We start from the raw sequence: 17,070 nt of genomic DNA on the forward strand, positions 1-17,070 counted from the left end.
CTTCCGAGCCAGTCAGCCTCATGTCCGACAAGTCCCAAAAATCCGAAGCTAAAGACTATTCGAAAACCCTGTTCCTGCCGCAGACGGAATTCCCGATGCGCGCCGGCCTGCCGCAGCGCGAGCCGGAACTGTTGAAATACTGGAACGACATCGGCCTTTACGAGAGGCTGCGCCAGGAAGCCCAGGGCCGCGCCAAATTCGTGCTGCATGATGGCCCGCCCTACGCCAATGGCAACATCCATATCGGGCACGCGCTGAACAAGATTCTCAAGGACGTCGTGACCAAGAGCCAGCAGATGCTTGGCTTCGACTCCAACTACGTGCCTGGCTGGGATTGCCACGGCCTTCCGATCGAATGGAAGATCGAGGAAGAGAACTACCGTTCCAAGGGCAAGCAGAAGCCCGACTTCCGCGACTCCGCCGCGATGGTGGCATTCCGCAAGGAATGCCGCGCCTATGCGACGCACTGGATCAACGTGCAGCGCGAGGAGTTCAAGCGGCTCGGCATCATCGGCGACTGGGATCATCCCTATCAGACGATGAGCTATCCCGCCGAAGCGCAGATCGCCCGCGAGCTGATGAAGTTCGCCGCCAACGGCACGTTGTACCGCGGCTCCAAGCCGGTGATGTGGAGCGTGGTCGAGAAGACCGCGCTTGCAGAGGCAGAGGTCGAATACGAGGACTACACCTCCGACATGGTTTGGGTGAAGTTTCCCGTCACGTCCCCGGCACATGGTGCGCTCGCCAATGCTTCGGTCGTGATCTGGACCACCACGCCCTGGACACTGCCCGGCAACCGCGCGATCTCGTTCTCACCGAAGATCGCCTACGGCCTCTACAAGGTGACGGATGCGGCCGCGGACAATTGGGCGAAGACCGGCGATCTCCTGATCCTGGCCGATGCGCTCGCCGCAGAGGTGTTCAAGCAGGCGCGCGTCACGGCCTATGAGAAGGTGCGCGACATTCCCGGCGATACGCTGGACGCCGTGGAGTGCGCCCATCCCTTGCGCGGCCTCGATGGCGGTTACGAGTTTATCGTGCCGCTGCTCGCCGGCGAGCATGTCACCGACGATACCGGCACCGGCTTCGTGCACACCGCGCCGAGCCACGGTCGCGAGGACTTCGACGTCTGGATGGCCAACACCCGCGAGCTCGATGAGCGCGGCATCTCGACGGCTATCCCCTACACTGTCGACGAGAACGGCGCCTATACGGCGCAGGCCCCTGGCTTCACCGGCAAGCGCGTGCTCAACGACAAGGGCGAGAAGGGCGATGCCAATGAGGCCGTGATCAAGGCGTTGATCGAGGCTGGCAAGCTGCTCGCGCGCGGCCGCCTCAAGCACCAATATCCGCATTCATGGCGCTCGAAGAAGCCGGTCATTTTCCGCAACACGCCGCAATGGTTCATCGCGATGGACAAGGACATCAGCGACGATGGCCACGCCAAGAAGGGCGATACATTGCGGGCCCGCGCGCTGCATGCGATCTCGGTCACGCAATGGGTACCGCCGTCGGGCGAGAACCGCATCAACGGCATGATCGCCAATCGTCCGGACTGGGTGATCTCGCGCCAGCGCGCCTGGGGCGTTCCGATCGCCGTGTTCGTGCGCGAAAAGAGCGACGGTTCGGCCGAGATCCTGCAGGACGAGATCGTCAATCAGCGCATCACCGAGGCCTTCATGGAGGAAGGCGCCGACGCCTGGTACATGGAAGGCGCCCGCGAGCGCTTCCTTGGATCGCGCGCGAAGGAAGACTGGAGGAAGATCGACGACATCTGCGACGTCTGGTTCGATTCCGGCTCCACGCACGCCTTCGTGCTCGAGGATCGCCAGAACTTCCCGCAGCTCGGCAACATCGTCCGCAAGGTCGACGGCGGCAACGACACCGTGATGTACCTGGAAGGCAGCGACCAGCATCGCGGCTGGTTTCACTCGTCACTGCTGGAGAGCGCCGGCACGCGCGGCCGCGCGCCCTATGACATCGTGCTCACCCACGGCTTCACGCTCGACGAGAACGGCCGCAAGATGTCGAAGTCGATCGGCAACACCGTCGAGCCACAGAAGGTGATCAAGGATTCGGGCGCGGATATCCTGCGCCTGTGGGTCTGCGCCACCGACTATGCCGACGACCAGCGCATCGGCCCGGAGATCCTGAAGAACACCATCGAGACTTACCGCAAGCTGCGCAACACCGTGCGCTGGATGCTTGGAACGCTGGATCACTACAAGCCGGCCGACGCAGTCGCGCCCGCCGACATGCCTGAGCTCGAACGGCTGATGCTGCACGAGCTCGCGGTCCGTGCTGCCGTCGTCCGCAAGGCCTATCAGGAGTTCGACTACAAGACCGTGGTCGCAACCTTGTCCGCCTTCCTGAACAGCGAGCTCTCGGCGTTCTATTTCGACATCCGCAAGGACACGCTGTATTGCGATCCGCCGTCCTCTCTGACGCGCAAGGCGGCGCTGACCACGATCGACCTGTTGTGCAGCTCGATCCTGAAATGGCTGGCGCCGATCCTCAGCTTCACCGCGGAGGAAGCCTGGCGCATGTACAGGCCCGACGCCGAGCCCTCGGTGCACCTGACGCTATTTCCGGAGAACCTCGAAAGCCTGCGCGACGACAAGCTCGCCGCGAAATGGGAAGCGATCCGCAACGTCCGCCGCGTCGTCACCGGTGCGCTGGAGCTCGAACGCGCCGCCAAGAACATCGGCTCGTCGCTGGAGGCATCACCGGTGATCTATGTCGCCGACCGCGACATGCTGGCGACGCTGTTCGACACCGACCTCGCGGAAATCTGCATCACCTCGAATTACGAGGTGCGCGAGGGCGAAGCGCCGGCTTCCGCATTCCGTCTCGATGCCGTTCCAGGCGTCGCTGTCGTGGTGGAGAAGGCGGTCGGCACCAAATGCGCCCGTTCCTGGAAGATTTCGCCGACGGTGGGTGAAGACCCCGAATATCCCGACGTCACCCCGCGCGACGCCAAGGCGCTGCGCGAATGGAAGACGCTGGGGGTCAGCATCTAGCTCTCACCGTCGTCCTGGCGAAAGCCAGGACCCATTACACCGCCGCGAATTGCGACGAAGGCTGATGACCACAAGTCTTTCAAACAACGACCGCCTCGGAGCATGGGTGCTGGCTTTCGCCAGGCCGACGACGGAGCGTGATGTGGCCAGCTGCCCATGACCCCGCTCCGCGCCGGCATCCTCGCGGCCCTGGTCACGCTCGTGGCCGACCAGGCCTCAAAGCTCTGGCTGCTGAACGTGTTCGACCTCGCCCGTCGCGGAGCGGTGAGCGTGACGCCGTTCTTCGACCTGGTGCTGGCCTGGAACATCGGCATCAGCTTCGGCTGGCTCCAGAACGACGGCCAGGCGGCGCAGATGGCGCTGATGGCCGTGAAGGTCCTCGCCGTGGTTGCGCTGGCGATCTGGATGGCCCGCTCGCACACGCTGCTGGCAACCATCGCCCTCGGCCTGATCATCGGCGGCGCCATCGGCAATGGCATCGACCGTTTGGCCTATGGCGCGGTGGTCGATTTCGCCCTGTTCCACGTCGAGATCGGCGGAAATACCTATAATTGGTACGTGTTCAACCTCGCGGACGTGGCCATCGTTGCTGGCGTGGCGGCGCTATTGTATGATTCCTTCCTGGGGGTACCCGCCGCAAAAGCGCCCTGATCCCGGCTGATACGGACCGGCAGGCGGAACCTTGTTTTTGCGAGGGATTATGCCGCGCGAGAGCGGCAAACTGCCACAATTTGGAACAGGTACGGTGATGCGCAGCTCGAAGACCAGCAGTTCGATGGTTGGAGACCCCCGGCAGGGGTTCTGGCGGGCGTTGAAATTGTCCGCTGTCGCGCTCGGCATCGGTCTCGTCATGTCGGCTGGCGCCGCCCGCGCCGGTGACGACGGCGAGGACGATGACGACATGACCTTCGAAGAGAAGCTCATCGACAATCTGATGTCGGGCATCGGCGCCAAGAGCATGGAGAAGAAGGGTATCGAATACCGCGAGCGGTCGCCGCTGGTGGTACCGCCCAAGCTTGACCTGCCGCCGCCCGCCGGGACCGAAGCCAAGAACGCACCAAACTGGCCGAAGGACCCTGACGAGAGACGCCGCAAGGAGGCCATCGCGCAGCGGAAGAAGGCCGTCAAGGCGACGGAGAGCTGGCAGGCAGGGCGGGCGTTGTCACCCGCCGAGATGGAGGTCGGCAGGACAGCCGCACCCGAGCGCACGAGCAATGATCCTATTCAGCCGGGCACCAACGGCAATCCGTCGCTCAGCCCCGCCCAACTCGGCTTCACCGGCGGTCTGTGGGGCATGATGTCGAACAACAAAGGCGAGGCCAAGCAATTCACGACCGAGCCGCCGCGCCAGTCGCTGGTCGAGCCGCCGCCGGGCTACCAGACGCCGTCGCCGAGCTACGCCTATGGCGCCGGAGAGGACAAGACACGGCGGACCTATTTCGACATCATGTCCGGCAAGGACAAGGAACAATAGCCCTCCTGTCCCTTCGCGATATCCGGCAGACGCGGTCCCGCGCCGGCGGCTCGTGCGCGCGGGACGCGGTCTTTTATTGCTTATCAGTAACTTGCGCCCGAGTTGAGTTCTCTGCTTCGTGACGCGAAGCGTTTGCCGCACGGTGTACCATGCCGTGCCTCCGAGCCGGACATCCGGGCTCGGCCTTTCATAAGGATCATGATGTCCTCTTACCGATCGGCTGCCTGCCTCCTTGCCGCGCTGCTTTCGACGAGTGTCCTGACGGCCGGCGCATCCCTTGCGCAGACCACGGTGACATCGGCCCCGCCCGCCAGCTTCACGCTCGGAAACGGCATGCAGGTCGTGGTGATTCCCGACCACCGCACGCCCGTCGTCACGGAAATGATCTGGTACAAGGTCGGCTCGGCTGACGAGACGCCGGGCAAGTCCGGGCTCGCGCACTTCCTTGAGCACCTGATGTTCAAGGGCACTTCGAAGCATCCGGTCGGCGAATTCTCCCAGACCGTGCTCCGCGTCGGCGGCAACGAGAACGCCTCGACCTCAGTGGACTACACCAACTATTACCAGCGAGTACCGAAAGAGCAGCTGCCGAAGATGATGGAGTTCGAGGCCGACCGCATGACCGGCCTGATCCTCAAGGACGAGAACGTGCTGCCCGAGCGCGACGTCGTGCTCGAAGAGTATAACATGCGCGTCGCCAACAATCCGGACGCGCGGCTGAACGAGCAGATCATGGCCGCGCTCTATCTCAACCATCCCTACGGCCGGCCGGTGATCGGCTGGCACCAGGAGATCGAGAAGCTCGATCGCGAGGATGCGCTCGCCTTCTACCGCCGCTTCTATGCGCCGAACAACGCGATCCTGGTGATCGCCGGCGACGTCGAGCCCGCCGACATCCGCCCGCTGGTCGAGCGCAATTTCGGCTCCATCCCGGCCCAGCCCGCAATCCCGGCGCGCCGCGTCCGCCCGCAGGAGCCGGAGCCCGCGGCGCCGCGCACCGTGACCCTGGCCGATCCGCGCGTCGAGCAACCCGGCTTGCGGCGCTATTACCTGGTGCCGTCGGCGACCACGGCTGCGGCCGGCGAAAGCGCGGCCCTCGACGTGCTGGCGCAGCTGATGGGCAGCGGCAGCAATTCCTATCTCTACCGTGCGCTCGTGGTCGACAAGCCGCTCGCGGTCTCCGCCAGCGCCAGCTATTCGAGCATCTCGCTCGACCCGACCCAGTTCGCGATCTCGGCTTCGCCCAAATCCGGCGTCAGCTTCGCCGAGGTCGAGCAGGTGGTCGACGGCGTCATTGCCGACATCGCGCAAAATCCGATCCGCGCCGAGGATCTCGAGCGGGTCAAGACCCAGCTCATCGCCGAAGCGATCTACGCCCAGGACAACCAGGCGGTGCTGGCGCGCTGGTATGGCGGGGCGCTGACCACGGGCCTGTCGGTCGAGGACATCCGGAGCTGGCCCGATCGCATCCGCGCGGTCACCGCCGAGCAGGTCCGCACCGTCGCGCAGAAATGGCTCGAGAAGAAGCGCTCGGTGACGGGCTATCTGATCAAGGACACCGCGACCACCAAGCGCGAGGAGAAGCGTTCGTGACCTATCCCTTCCTTCGACGCGTTGCATTCTCCTTTGCCACCGGCGCTGCACTCGCGCTCGCTGCGGTCTCGCCGTCGCAGGCGGCTGCAAAGATCCAGCATCTGACCTCGCCGGGCGGCATCGAGGCTTGGTTCGTGCAGGATGCGACCGTGCCGCTGATCGCGATGGAATATTCCTTTGCGGGCGGCTCGGCACAGGATCCCAAGGACAAGTCGGGCGTCGCCAATCTGGTCGGCGATCTCCTCGACGAAGGCTCCGGCGATCTCGATTCCAAGACCTTCCACGAGCGGCTCGACCGCCGCGCCATCGAGCTCTCCTTCAGCGCCACCCGCGACACGTTCCGCGGCAGCCTGCGCATGCTGCGCGACAACAAGGACGAGGCCTTCGACCTGCTGCGGAGCGCGCTGACCTCGCCGCATTTCGAAACCGCCGATGTCGAACGCATCCGCTCGCAGGTGATCTCGGGCCTGCGCCGCGAGACCACCAACCCGACTTCGCTCGCGAGCCGCAAATTCCTGGAGGTCGCCTTCGGCGATCATCCCTATAGCCGGCAATCCAATGGCAATCTCGACAGCGTTCCGACCATCACGGTGGCCGACATGAAGGATTATGTCGGCCGCGTGCTCGCCAAGGACTCGCTGAAGATCGCGGTGGTTGGCGATGTCGATCCGGCCACGCTCGGCAAGCTGCTCGACCACACGTTTGGCAGCCTGCCCGCCAAGGCCAACCTCGTGCCGGTCCCCGACGTCGAGGCCGCCAAGCCGCCGCAACGCGCCTTCGTGACGCTCGACGTGCCCCAGACCGTGATCACCTTCGGCGGCCCCGGGGTGAAGCGCAGCGATCCGAACTTCATGGCTGCCTATGTCGTCAACCACATCCTCGGCGGCGGCGGGTTGTCCTCGCGGCTCTATCGCGAGGTGCGCGAGAAGCGTGGCCTGGCTTATTCGGTATTCGAGTCGCTGCTCTGGATGGAGCATTCGGCGGTCTTCATCGGCAATACCGGGACCCGTGCCGACCGTGCCGGCGACACCATCGATGCCATCGACAAGGAAGTGCGCCGGATCGCCGAGGAAGGCCCGACGCAGAAGGAGCTCGACGAGGCCAAGTCCTATCTCAAGGGCTCACAGATGCTGGCGCTCGACACCTCCTCTAAGCTCGCGCAGGCGCTGCTGCAATATCAGCAGGACAAGCTGCCGATCGACTATATCGAGAAGCGCAACGCCGTCATCGAAGCGGTCACCATGGACGACGCCAAGGCGGCCGCAAAGCGCCTCTGGGGCCAAGGCCTCCTGACCGTCGTCGTCGGCCGCGCTCCGCAGGCCGCGGCGCAACCAGCCGCCGCACCGGCGACGAAGTCGAACTGACGTCGTCCGTAGGCTTCCTGAATTGGCCGGGCACGCCCGGCCATTTGCATTTCGGGCACCATTGCCGAACTTGGGCGGCCGGGATATGTCCGGGCATCACGAATGGTGCCACCATGCTGCGGATATCCCGCGATCTCGTCATTGACGAGGACGACATCGAGATCAGCTTTGTCCGCGCCTCCGGCCCGGGCGGGCAGAACGTCAACAAGGTCGCGACCTCGGCGCAATTGCGCTTCGACACCCGCAAACTGACGCTGCCGGAGGATGCCGCGTTGCGCCTCGCCCGGCTCGCAGGGCAGCGCATGACCAAGGACGGCGTCATCGTGATCCAGGCCCAACGCTTCCGCACCCAAGAGCGCAACCGCCAGGACGCCATCGATCGGCTTACGGAGATGCTCGGCGAAGCCATGATCCGGCCGAAGCCGCGGCGCGCGACGAAGCCGACCTTTGGCTCGAAGCAGCGCCGGCTCGAGGGCAAGAAGCGCCGCAGCGACATCAAATCGAAGCGCGGGCGCGGTTTCGACGACTAGCAGACACAGCAAAAGAACTCCGGCCGCAGCGCGACCGGAGTTCTGCCGTTTCACTCCATTGGCTAGTAGCGCTTGCCCGTGGCTGCACCGCCCGTCGCGGAATCGTCGGTGGTCCCTCTGTGCGCAGCACTGCCCGTCGTGCCAACCGTGCCCCTGGTACCCTTCGTCGGCTTCATGCCCGTCGTCTCGCCCGCCGCGCCCGGCTGGGCGCTCATCTCCTCGTCGCCGCTGCCCATTGTGCTGCCTTGCATGGGTTTGCTTTGCACGGTCCCGCTAGGCCTGGCGCCGGACGACGTACCTTGCGCGAGAACGGGTGTCACAATGAGGGCCGAGACGGCGCATGCGATTGCAGAGGTCTTCAACAACTTCATCCATTTCTCCTGGACTTTCGCGATGATCGGTTCGGCGGCTTGATGCGCCGTCCGCCTGAGCCGAACCAGTCCATCGCGTTACGAGCTCGAACGGCGCGGCCGTGATGCAATCTGTCTCGTGTGGTGATCGTTTAGGGATTTGACGGCGGTTTCGCGAAATTGTCCTCCGCATATGCGGCAGCGCGGAACAACGCTGCCCGCGCGCATCTCCGCACGCAGCGAAACAGCCCGCTACTACCACGGCTTGTTTTACCGCGCCTAGAATTTGCGCACGCTGAATTGACGTGGATGGGCGGACTTTTGACGATGCGCGCGATCGTGCTGGGGTTGTGCACCGCGATGGTGCTGGTGGTGCGGGTGGCCGAGGCGCAAATGCCCTTGCCGGCTGCAAAGCCGCCGGATGGCGCGACACTGTTCAAGCAGCAATGCGCGGTGTGCCACACCACGAACCTGTCAGAACCGGTGCGGCAGGGTCCGCCGCTGGTTAGGATCGTCGGGCGTCCCGCCGGAAAGGTCGAAGGCTTTCACTATTCAGAGCCCCTCGCAAAAGCAGCCTTTGCCTGGGACGAGACGAAGCTCGATGCCTGGCTGACCAATCCGCAAGCGGTGATTCCCGGTGTCGTCATGGTCTACCGGCAGGCGAAGCCGGAGACGCGCGCCGCCATCATCGCCTTTCTTAGGGAGCAGCACTGAATGGCGAAGCCGGTCCATTCCATGATCCGCGCACTCGACGAGGCGCGCTCTCTCGACTTCTACCAGCGGGCCTTTGGCCTGGAAATCACCGACCGTCTGAAGTTCGCAGACTTTGTCTTGATCTATCTGCGGCACCCGTCCTCACCCTTCGAGGTGGAGCTGACGGTCAATTTCGATCGCAAGGAACCGTATGCGCTCGGCGACGGCTACGGACATCTAGCCGTGGTGGTCGAGGATCTCGATGCCGAACATGCCCGCTTCGAGCGCGAGAAGCTCGCGCCGGGCCAGCTGCGTGACTTCAAGCACGACGGCAAAACGCTAGCGCGCTTCTTCTTCGTCAGTGATCCCGACGGCTACAAGATAGAGGTGATTCAGCGCGGCGGACGTTTCAACTAACCAAATCAAAAATCAAGATCAACGGAGGAATGCCATGAGAGAAGTCGATCGTCGAAGCAAGCACAGCCGCCGCGTCTTTCTCAAGGGCGCCGCGACCGCCGTGCCGGTCGCGGCAGTCGCGGCCAGCGTCGCCGTCAGCGTCGAGGGCGCATGGGCCGACGAGACCAGTGCGCTTTCGCCCACAACGATGAAGACGCTGCTGAAGGTCGCGCGCGATATTTATCCGCACGACGTCCTCGGCGACAGCTACTACATCACCGCGATCAAGCCGTGGGACGGCAAGGCGGCGAAGGACGCCTCCGTCAAGTCGCTGATCAGCGACGGCATCACACGGCTCGATCAGAATGCGCGTGATCGCCACAAGGTGGCTTACGCCGAAGTGCCGTGGGAAGCCGACCGCGTGGTGCTCCTGAAGGAGATCGAGCAGAGCGAGTTCTTCCAGAAGGTGCGCGGCGAGCTCATCGTGTCTCTCTACAACCAGAAAGAGGTCTGGCCGCGGTTCGGCTACGAGGGCTCCTCCGCCGAGCACGGCGGCTACATCAACCGCGGCTTCGCCGACATCGACTGGCTGCCGAAGGCTTAACGTCCACCCAACGGTTCAGGAGAACGCATATGGCAAAATTCGATCTGAACGATTCAGGCGTTGTGGTGATCGTCGGCTCCGGTGCCGGCGGCGGCACACTGGGCAACGAACTCGCACAGAAGGGCGTCAAGGTCGTCATTCTCGAAGCAGGTCCCCGCATCGAAAATCAGGACTTCGTCAATGACGAGTGGGAGAGTTTCTCCCAACTCGCGTGGACCGATGCCCGCACCACGTCGGGAACATGGCGCGTCGCAAAAGACTTCTCGGGTCTTCCCGCCTGGATCGTCAAGGCGGTCGGCGGCTCGACCACACACTGGGCCGGCGCATCGCTGCGGTTCGAGGAGCACGAGTTCAAGGTGAAGAGCACCTACGGCAACCTTCCCGGCGCCAACCTGCTGGACTGGCCGGTCACGCTTGCCGAGATGGAGCCGTGGTACGCCAAGGCCGAGAACAAGATGGGCGTGACCCGCACCAACGGCATTCCCGGACTTCCCGGCAACAATAACTTCAGGGTGATGGAGGCCGGCGCGAAGAAGCTCGGATACAAAACCGTGCATACCGGCAACATGGCGATCAACAGCCAACCGCGCGATGGCCGCGGCGCCTGCCAGCAGATCGGCTTCTGCTTCCAAGGCTGCAAGTCCGGCGCGAAGTGGTCGACGCTCTATACCGAGATACCCAAGGGCGAGGCGACCGGCAATCTCGAGGTCCGCCCCGCGAACATGGCGGTCAAGATCGAGCATGACGCGGGCGGCAAAGTCACCGGTGTGGTGTATGCCGACGAGACTGGCGCGATGCAGCGCCAGAAGGCCCGCATCGTTGCGGTGGCCGGCAATTCGATCGAAAGCCCGCGGCTGCTGTTGAACAGCGCATCCACCATGTTTCCGGACGGCCTCGGCAACTCATCGGGCCAGGTCGGCCGCAACTACATGCGCCACATGACCGGCAGCGTCTACGCCGTGTTCGAGAAATCGGTGCACATGTATCGCGGCACCACCATGGCCGGCATCATCCGCGACGAGGCCGCAAATAATCCGAAGCGCGGCTTCGTCGGCGGCTATGAGATGGAGACACTATCGATCGGCCTGCCCTTCATGGCGGCGTTCCTCAATCCCGGCGCCTGGGGACGTCCATTCACCGCGGCGCTCGACGGCTATCCGCGGATGGCCGGGATGTGGCTGGTCGGCGAGGACATGGCGCAGGAGACCAACCGCATCACGCTCGATCCTGTCGTGAAGGACAAGTTCGGCCAGCCGGTCGCAAGCGTGCACTTCGACGATCATCCCAACGATCTCGCGATGCGCGCGCACGCCTACAAGCAGGGCGCTGCGGTCTGCGACGCCGTCGGCGCCACCGTGAGCTATCCGACACCGCCCTATCCGAGCACGCACAATCTCGGCACCAACCGGATGAGCGAGAAGCCGCGAGACGGCGTGGTCAACAAGTTCGGCCAGAGCCACGACGTCAAGAACCTGTTCGTCTCCGACGGCAGCCAGTTCACCAGCGGCGCAGCCTGCAATCCGACGCTGACCATCGTCTCGCTCGCGATCCGGCAGGCGGATTACATTGCGGGTGCGATGCAGAAGAAGGAGATTTGATCCAATCTCGTTCGTCGTCCTGGCGAAAGCCAGGACCCATTGCCCCAGGAAGGAGTTCGGCGAAGGCTCGTTGTTCGGGACCCATACCGCCCATCGCTGACGGATTCCGCGGTATGGGTCCTGGCCTTCGCCAGGACGACATCGGGGCTATTCCGCCGCATCGAGGATGGGCGCGACCGTCGTCTTGAACGTCTGCACCGGCGCTGTCGCCTTGGCGCGGTAGATCAGGCAGGAGCAGCGCAGCAACGAAGCGAAGTTGTTGACCTCGCCGTGATGGTCGAGCACCTCGGTGTAGAGCGTCGTCAGGAACTTGCCGACGCTCATGTTCTCCTTGGCCGCGATCTCCTCCAGTGTATCCCAAAATGCCATTTCCAGACGGATCGAGGTGCAATGCCCTCCGATCCGCAACGAGCGGGTCTGGGATTCGTAGTCGCGTTGGGGCTGGTGCGCGAAGAGATGGCACATGGCGTCCTCCCGTCCTGTTGCCGTTTTTTCACGATGCTACACCGCAGCCCGGTACCCCACAATCGGGACCAGCACCGGAGATTGATCCATCCCAGTTGCGCGATATTCTCGAACGTCCAATCTCTTCAATGCGATAGACAGCCCTTTTCCCCAGCCCGCCATGTTCCTGTTGCCCAACACATGCTTTTGACGCAACACGGCCTAGAATATCGCTGTCAGCGAATCCAGGTCGAAGCCCAAGTTTCATGCCCGTCCGCCAATTGCCCGAACAGGTCGTCAACCGCATCGCCGCCGGCGAGGTGGTCGAACGTCCCGCGAGCGTGGTCAAGGAGCTGGTCGAGAACGCCATCGATGCCGGCGCCAGTCGGATCGACGTCTTTACCGATGGTGGCGGGCGCCGGCGGATTGGCATTACCGACGACGGCGGCGGCATGACCGCCAGGGACCTGTCGCTGGCGGTCGAGCGTCACGCCACCTCCAAGCTCGACGACGAGGACCTGCTGCAGATCCGCACGCTCGGATTCCGCGGCGAGGCGCTGCCCTCGATCGGCTCTGTGGCGCGGCTCGCCATCACTACGCGGCATGCCAGTGAGCCGCACGCCTGGGCGCTCAATGTCGAGGGCGGCGAGAAAACCGAGATCATGCCGGCCGCGCTCGCGCACGGCACGCGGGTCGAGGTCAACGACCTCTTCTACGCGACGCCGGCGCGGCTGAAGTTCTTGAAGACCGACCGGACCGAGGCGGAAGCGATCCGTGAGGTGGTGCGGCGGCTGGCGATGGCGCGGCCCGAAATCGCCTTCACGCTTGCGGGCGAAGAGCGCGCGCCGGTGACCTGGGCTGCGGCACTGCCCGGCGTCGCCGGTCGCCTGACCCGTCTCGGCGACATCCTGGGGGCAGAGTTCCGCAGCCATGCCATCGAGGTCCATGCCGAGCGCGAGGGCGTCGTGGTCGCCGGCTATGCCGCAGCGCCGGCGCTAACCAAGGCCAACGCGCTCGGGCAATATCTCTTCGTCAACGGCCGCCCGGTACGCGACAAGCTGATCTTAGGCGCGGTGCGCGGGGCCTATGCCGACTATCTGCCGCGCGACCGCCATCCGGTGCTGGCGCTGTTCGTCACGCTCGATCCGCGCGAGGTCGACGCCAATGTGCATCCGGCCAAGACCGAGGTGCGGTTTCGCAACGCCGGCCTGGTCCGAGCACTGATCGTGCACGGATTAAAGGAAGGGCTTGCACGGGAGGGCCGGCGTACGGCCGCCAACAGCGGCGAGAGCGCGCTGTCGTCGTTCCGCCCCGCATTCACGCCGCGCCCGGCAAGCTGGGACTGGCGCCAGTCGCCATCCGCCCCGGTCGCGCCGATGCCGTCATTCGACGATGTGACCGCGCCCGCCTTCGCCGAGCGCGCGCAAGCGGCGTTCGATGTCGGCGCGCCCAGCGCGGACGTGCGGATCGAATCCCAGCCGGTCAGTGACCTGGTCGACCGCCCGCTCGGCGCTGCGCGCACGCAGATCCACGAGACCTATATCGTCTCTCAAACTCGCGACGGCCTGATCATCGTCGACCAGCACGCCGCGCATGAACGCATCGTCTACGAGCGGCTGAAAGCCTCGCTGGCGGCCAATGGCGTGCAGCGGCAGATCCTGCTGATCCCCGAGATCGTCGAGATGGACGAGGCTACGGTGGAGCGCCTGCTCGAGCGCAGCGAGGAACTGGCGTCGTTTGGCCTCGCGATCGAATCCTTCGGCCCCGGCGCGGTTGCGGTGCGCGAGACGCCGTCGCTGCTCGGCAAGGCCAACGCGGGCGGGCTCTTGCGCGATCTTTCCGAGCACATGGCCGAATGGGACGAGGCGCTGCCGCTGGAGCGCCGCCTGATGCACGTCGCCGCCACCATGGCCTGTCACGGTTCGGTGCGCGCCGGCCGAAGGCTGCGGCCGGAGGAGATGAACGCCCTGCTCCGCGAGATGGAGGACACCCCGAACTCCGGCCAGTGCAATCACGGCCGGCCGACCTATGTCGAGCTGAAGCTGAGCGACGTGGAGAAGCTGTTCGGGCGGAGGTAATTCGTAGGGTGGGTTAGCCCTGCAGATGCGCAAAGCGCATCTGCTCGGCGTAACCCACCAACTTCGTCCCACGTGCGCGGCAAGGTGGTGGGTTACGCCTTCGGCTAACCCACCCTACGAACCGATTGTGAAGTTACGGCCGCTTCAAAAACACGAACTCCGTGTCGTCATAAGCGCGCCGCTCCAATTCCTCGAAGCCCTCAGGCGTGACGAACTGCGCAGCCTTTGCCTCTTCCACCACGAGCAGCGCGCCCGGCGTCAGCCAGTCGCCGTCGCGCAAGCTCGCAAGCGCCTTCTCCGCAAACCCCTTGCCATAGGGCGGATCGAGGAACACCAGCGAGAACGGCTCGACCGGATGTGCGGGCCCGAGATCGGTCGCATCACGACGATAGACTTTTGTCACGCCGCCCAAGCCCAGCGTCTCGACATTGTTCCGCAGCAGGGCGCGCGCTTCCGCGCCGTTGTCGACGAACAGCGTGAACTTCGCGCCGCGTGACGACGCTTCGATGCCCAGCGCGCCGGTACCGGCGAAGAGATCGAGCACACGCGCATCCGCAATCGGATCGTCATAGGCGTGCATGAGGATGTTAAACACGGACTCGCGCAGGCGGTCCGCCGTGGGGCGGATGTCGCGCGAGGACGGTGAGGCCAGATTGCGCCCCTTCAATCGACCGCCGACGACGCGCAACGTCAGTCCTCCTTCGGCGCCAGATCGCGCTTGCCGTGATAGCCGCGCTTGGGACGGCGTGGCGGGCCGTAGCCGCTCGCCTCAGCCTCGTTGCGCTCGCGCGCTTCCTCGCTGCCGGTGCGCTGCACCAGAACGCGGCGGCCCTTGCGGTCGTTGATCACGCCGCGCTTGCTCGCAGGCTTCTTCTCGCGCGGCGCGTCGTCTCCCTCATGCGAGGCAGATTTCTGCGGCACGTCGAACTGTGCGCCCGATTTCTCGATGATCTTTTCGCCGAGCTGGTCGCGCAGCACGCGGGACTTGATCTCCTCGACCTGGCCTTCCGGGACCTCGCCGAGCTGGAACGGGCCGTAGGAGACCCGGATCAGCCGGTTCACCTCGAGCCCGAGATGGGCGCAGACGTTGCGCACTTCGCGGTTCTTGCCTTCGCGGATCGCGAAAACAAGCCAGACATTGGCACCCTGGTCACGCTCCAACGTGGCGTCGATCGGACCGTATTTGACGCCCTCGATCTCGATGCCGTTCTTCAGCTGGTCGAGCTGCGCCTGCGTGACGTCGCCATGGGCGCGGACGCGGTAGCGACGCAGCCAGCCGGTGTCCGGCAGCTCAAGCGTGCGCGCGAGCCCTCCATCATTGGTGAGCAGCAGCAGGCCTTCGGTGTTGAAGTCGAGCCGGCCGATCGAGATCAGCCGCGGCAGACCTTCGGGCAAATTGTCGAACACGGTCGGACGTCCCTCGGGATCGTCATGCGTCGTCATCAGGCCGCGCGGCTTGTGATAGAGGAACAGCCGCGTGCGCTCGCGCTCCGGCAACGGCTTGCCGTCGACAGTAACGACATCGTTCGAGGTGATGTCGAGCGCCGGCGAATTGATCACCCGGCCGTTGACGCTGACGCGGCCCTGCGTGACCATCTCCTCGGCATCGCGGCGGGAGGCGAGGCCCGCACGCGACAGCACCTTGGCGATGCGCTCGCCGGCTTTCTTCGGCTTGACCTCTTCCTCGCGGCGAGGCCGCCGCTCGGAATCACGATCGCGCTCGCGATAGGCGCCGCGACCGCCGAAGGCGGGACGTTTCTCGAAGATCCTGCTCTCATCCTCGTTTTCGCGACGTGGACGATCGCCGGAACGCGCTTCGTTGCGGGGATGCTCGTGCCAGTCGGAACGGCCCTCGGAGCGCTCGCGCGGACGATCGAATTTCGGGCGATCGCCGCCGCGATCGAACCTCGGACGATCATCGCGTGGGCGATCGAACTTGGGACGATCGAATTTGGGCCGCTCGCGGAACGGACGATCACCCGATGTGCGATCGTCGCGCGAACGCGAAAAGCGCGGACGGTCGTCGCCGCCGCCTTGCCGATCGTCGCGCTTCTGCCAGGGCTTGTCCTGACCGCGGTCGCTGCCGCCAAAATCCTTGCGCGGACCCTTGCTGAAGTCCTTGCGCGGCGGCCGGTCGCCGCGGGGAGCCGCATCGCGCTTCTGCCAGGGCTTTGAATCGCTGCGCTCGCTGCGATTGCGGTCCGGTGCACCGCGCGAAAACTTCCGCTCGCCGTCGAACTTGCGTTCCGGACGGTCGCCACGCGGCGCGTAAGGTCGCTTGTCGCCAAACTTCGCGTCACCGGTTCGGCCGGCCGGACGGGAATCGTCGCGATCCCTGCGCGGCGGACGGTCATCACGCCCGTAGGACGGGCGATCACCGCGCGGCTTGAACGGCCGCTTCTCGCCATCGCGCGAGGGGCGATCAGAAAATGGGCGGTCGCCACGAGGCTTGAACGGGCGCTTCTCGCCGTCGCGCGACGGACGATCGGAAAACGGACGGTCTTCGCGCGGCTTGAAGGGACGATCCCCACGCGGCTTGAAGCTGCGCTCGCCACGATCCTCGCCGCGCGGCCGGTCTTCGCGCGGCCGGTCTTCGCGCGGCCGGTCTTGGCGATTGAACTTCGGACGCTCGCTGAAGTCGCGGCGCGGGGCATCGCCCTCCTCGCGGCGGCGGACCGGTCGGCTGTCGCGGTCGCCGCGGGGCGGGCGGCTGTCGCCCTTGCCCTCGAAGCCGCGCTTGGCGAACTTCTTCTCGGGGCCCCGCGCCTTGCCGGAACGGCCGCCCTTGGCCGGGCCGCGATCACGCCGGCCGCGGGAATCGTTGTCTTTGTCGCTGTCGCGAGGCATGAATAATCTCACTCAGGGGGTGGCCAGAAAGCATTGTGCGCGCTCGTCTCGAGCCGCATGCTCAGGCAAATTCGGTCAA

General features: G+C 64.9%; 15 protein-coding genes. 11 read left to right on the forward strand and 4 right to left on the reverse strand.

The features are described 5' to 3' along the window. Nucleotides 1-20 precede the first annotated feature (20 nt). The 6 genes from ileS (at nt 21) to arfB (ending at nt 7,981) form a co-directional block, all read left to right on the forward strand. Nucleotides 21-3,020: an isoleucine--tRNA ligase gene (gene ileS, locus ABIB66_RS18890; RefSeq protein WP_354208230.1), complete on the forward strand. Its 3,000-nt coding sequence runs from the start codon at nt 21-23 to the stop codon at nt 3,018-3,020. Between the two features lie 156 nt (nt 3,021-3,176). Then, entirely contained in the window at nt 3,177-3,671 is a 495-nt protein-coding gene (gene lspA, locus ABIB66_RS18895) for a signal peptidase II (protein ID WP_199198057.1), read from the forward strand. A 97-nt stretch (nt 3,672-3,768) separates the two neighbouring features. Further along, nucleotides 3,769-4,494 (forward strand): hypothetical protein, encoded by a 726-nt coding sequence (locus tag ABIB66_RS18900; protein ID WP_354255260.1) that lies wholly within the window; start codon nt 3,769-3,771, stop codon nt 4,492-4,494. A gap of 198 nt (nt 4,495-4,692) precedes the next feature. Next, nucleotides 4,693-6,087 carry a M16 family metallopeptidase gene (locus tag ABIB66_RS18905; protein ID WP_473304537.1) on the forward strand — a complete coding sequence of 465 codons (1,395 nt, stop codon included), beginning with the start codon at nt 4,693-4,695 and terminating at the stop codon, nt 6,085-6,087. After that, a complete protein-coding gene (locus tag ABIB66_RS18910; protein WP_354208231.1) occupies nt 6,084-7,451 on the forward strand; it encodes a M16 family metallopeptidase in 1,368 nt (455 codons plus the stop codon). The genes ABIB66_RS18905 and ABIB66_RS18910 overlap by 4 nt, the downstream gene beginning before the upstream one ends. Before the next feature lie 113 nt (nt 7,452-7,564). Further along, nucleotides 7,565-7,981 (forward strand): alternative ribosome rescue aminoacyl-tRNA hydrolase ArfB, encoded by a 417-nt coding sequence (arfB, locus tag ABIB66_RS18915; RefSeq protein WP_354208232.1) that lies wholly within the window; start codon nt 7,565-7,567, stop codon nt 7,979-7,981. Between the two features lie 62 nt (nt 7,982-8,043). Here the strand turns inward: arfB and ABIB66_RS18920 are convergent, their stop codons facing one another. Beyond that, on the reverse strand, nt 8,044-8,232 hold the full coding sequence (locus ABIB66_RS18920) for a hypothetical protein (RefSeq protein ID WP_354101211.1): 189 nt from the start codon (nt 8,230-8,232) through the stop codon (nt 8,044-8,046). Between the two features lie 426 nt (nt 8,233-8,658). Between ABIB66_RS18920 and ABIB66_RS18925 the strand changes: the two genes are divergently transcribed. Genes ABIB66_RS18925 through ABIB66_RS18940 form a run of 4 tightly spaced genes read left to right on the forward strand, consistent with a single transcriptional unit; the run spans nt 8,659 to nt 11,622 of the window. Continuing rightward, nucleotides 8,659-9,045: a c-type cytochrome gene (locus ABIB66_RS18925; RefSeq protein ID WP_354208362.1), complete on the forward strand. Its 387-nt coding sequence runs from the start codon at nt 8,659-8,661 to the stop codon at nt 9,043-9,045. After that, nucleotides 9,046-9,441 (forward strand): VOC family protein, encoded by a 396-nt coding sequence (locus tag ABIB66_RS18930; protein ID WP_275172421.1) that lies wholly within the window; start codon nt 9,046-9,048, stop codon nt 9,439-9,441. Between the two features lie 34 nt (nt 9,442-9,475). After that, nucleotides 9,476-10,024, forward strand: a complete 549-nt coding sequence (locus tag ABIB66_RS18935; RefSeq protein ID WP_354208233.1) for a gluconate 2-dehydrogenase subunit 3 family protein — start codon at nt 9,476-9,478, stop codon at nt 10,022-10,024. 29 nt (nt 10,025-10,053) lie between these two features. Next, nucleotides 10,054-11,622: a GMC family oxidoreductase gene (locus tag ABIB66_RS18940; protein WP_354255200.1), complete on the forward strand. Its 1,569-nt coding sequence runs from the start codon at nt 10,054-10,056 to the stop codon at nt 11,620-11,622. A gap of 147 nt (nt 11,623-11,769) precedes the next feature. On the opposite strand, the gene ABIB66_RS18945 is transcribed toward ABIB66_RS18940, so the two are convergent. After that, on the reverse strand, nt 11,770-12,087 hold the full coding sequence (locus ABIB66_RS18945) for a ribbon-helix-helix domain-containing protein (RefSeq protein WP_275172418.1): 318 nt from the start codon (nt 12,085-12,087) through the stop codon (nt 11,770-11,772). A gap of 245 nt (nt 12,088-12,332) precedes the next feature. Between ABIB66_RS18945 and mutL the strand changes: the two genes are divergently transcribed. Next, complete coding sequence (gene mutL, locus ABIB66_RS18950; RefSeq protein ID WP_354208235.1) at nt 12,333-14,144, forward strand: DNA mismatch repair endonuclease MutL; 1,812 nt, start codon at nt 12,333-12,335, stop codon at nt 14,142-14,144. 133 nt (nt 14,145-14,277) lie between these two features. Here mutL and rsmD read toward each other — a convergent pair whose 3' ends face one another. Continuing rightward, nucleotides 14,278-14,832: a 16S rRNA (guanine(966)-N(2))-methyltransferase RsmD gene (gene rsmD, locus ABIB66_RS18955; RefSeq protein ID WP_354208236.1), complete on the reverse strand. Its 555-nt coding sequence runs from the start codon at nt 14,830-14,832 to the stop codon at nt 14,278-14,280. Nucleotides 14,833-14,834: 2 nt separating this feature from the next. Continuing rightward, nucleotides 14,835-16,991 (reverse strand): pseudouridine synthase, encoded by a 2,157-nt coding sequence (locus ABIB66_RS18960; RefSeq protein ID WP_354255203.1) that lies wholly within the window; start codon nt 16,989-16,991, stop codon nt 14,835-14,837. Between the last annotated feature and the right edge of the window lie 79 nt (nt 16,992-17,070).

The organism is Bradyrhizobium sp. F1.13.3 (assembly GCF_040548265.1).
Taxonomy (GTDB): domain Bacteria; phylum Pseudomonadota; class Alphaproteobacteria; order Rhizobiales; family Xanthobacteraceae; genus Bradyrhizobium.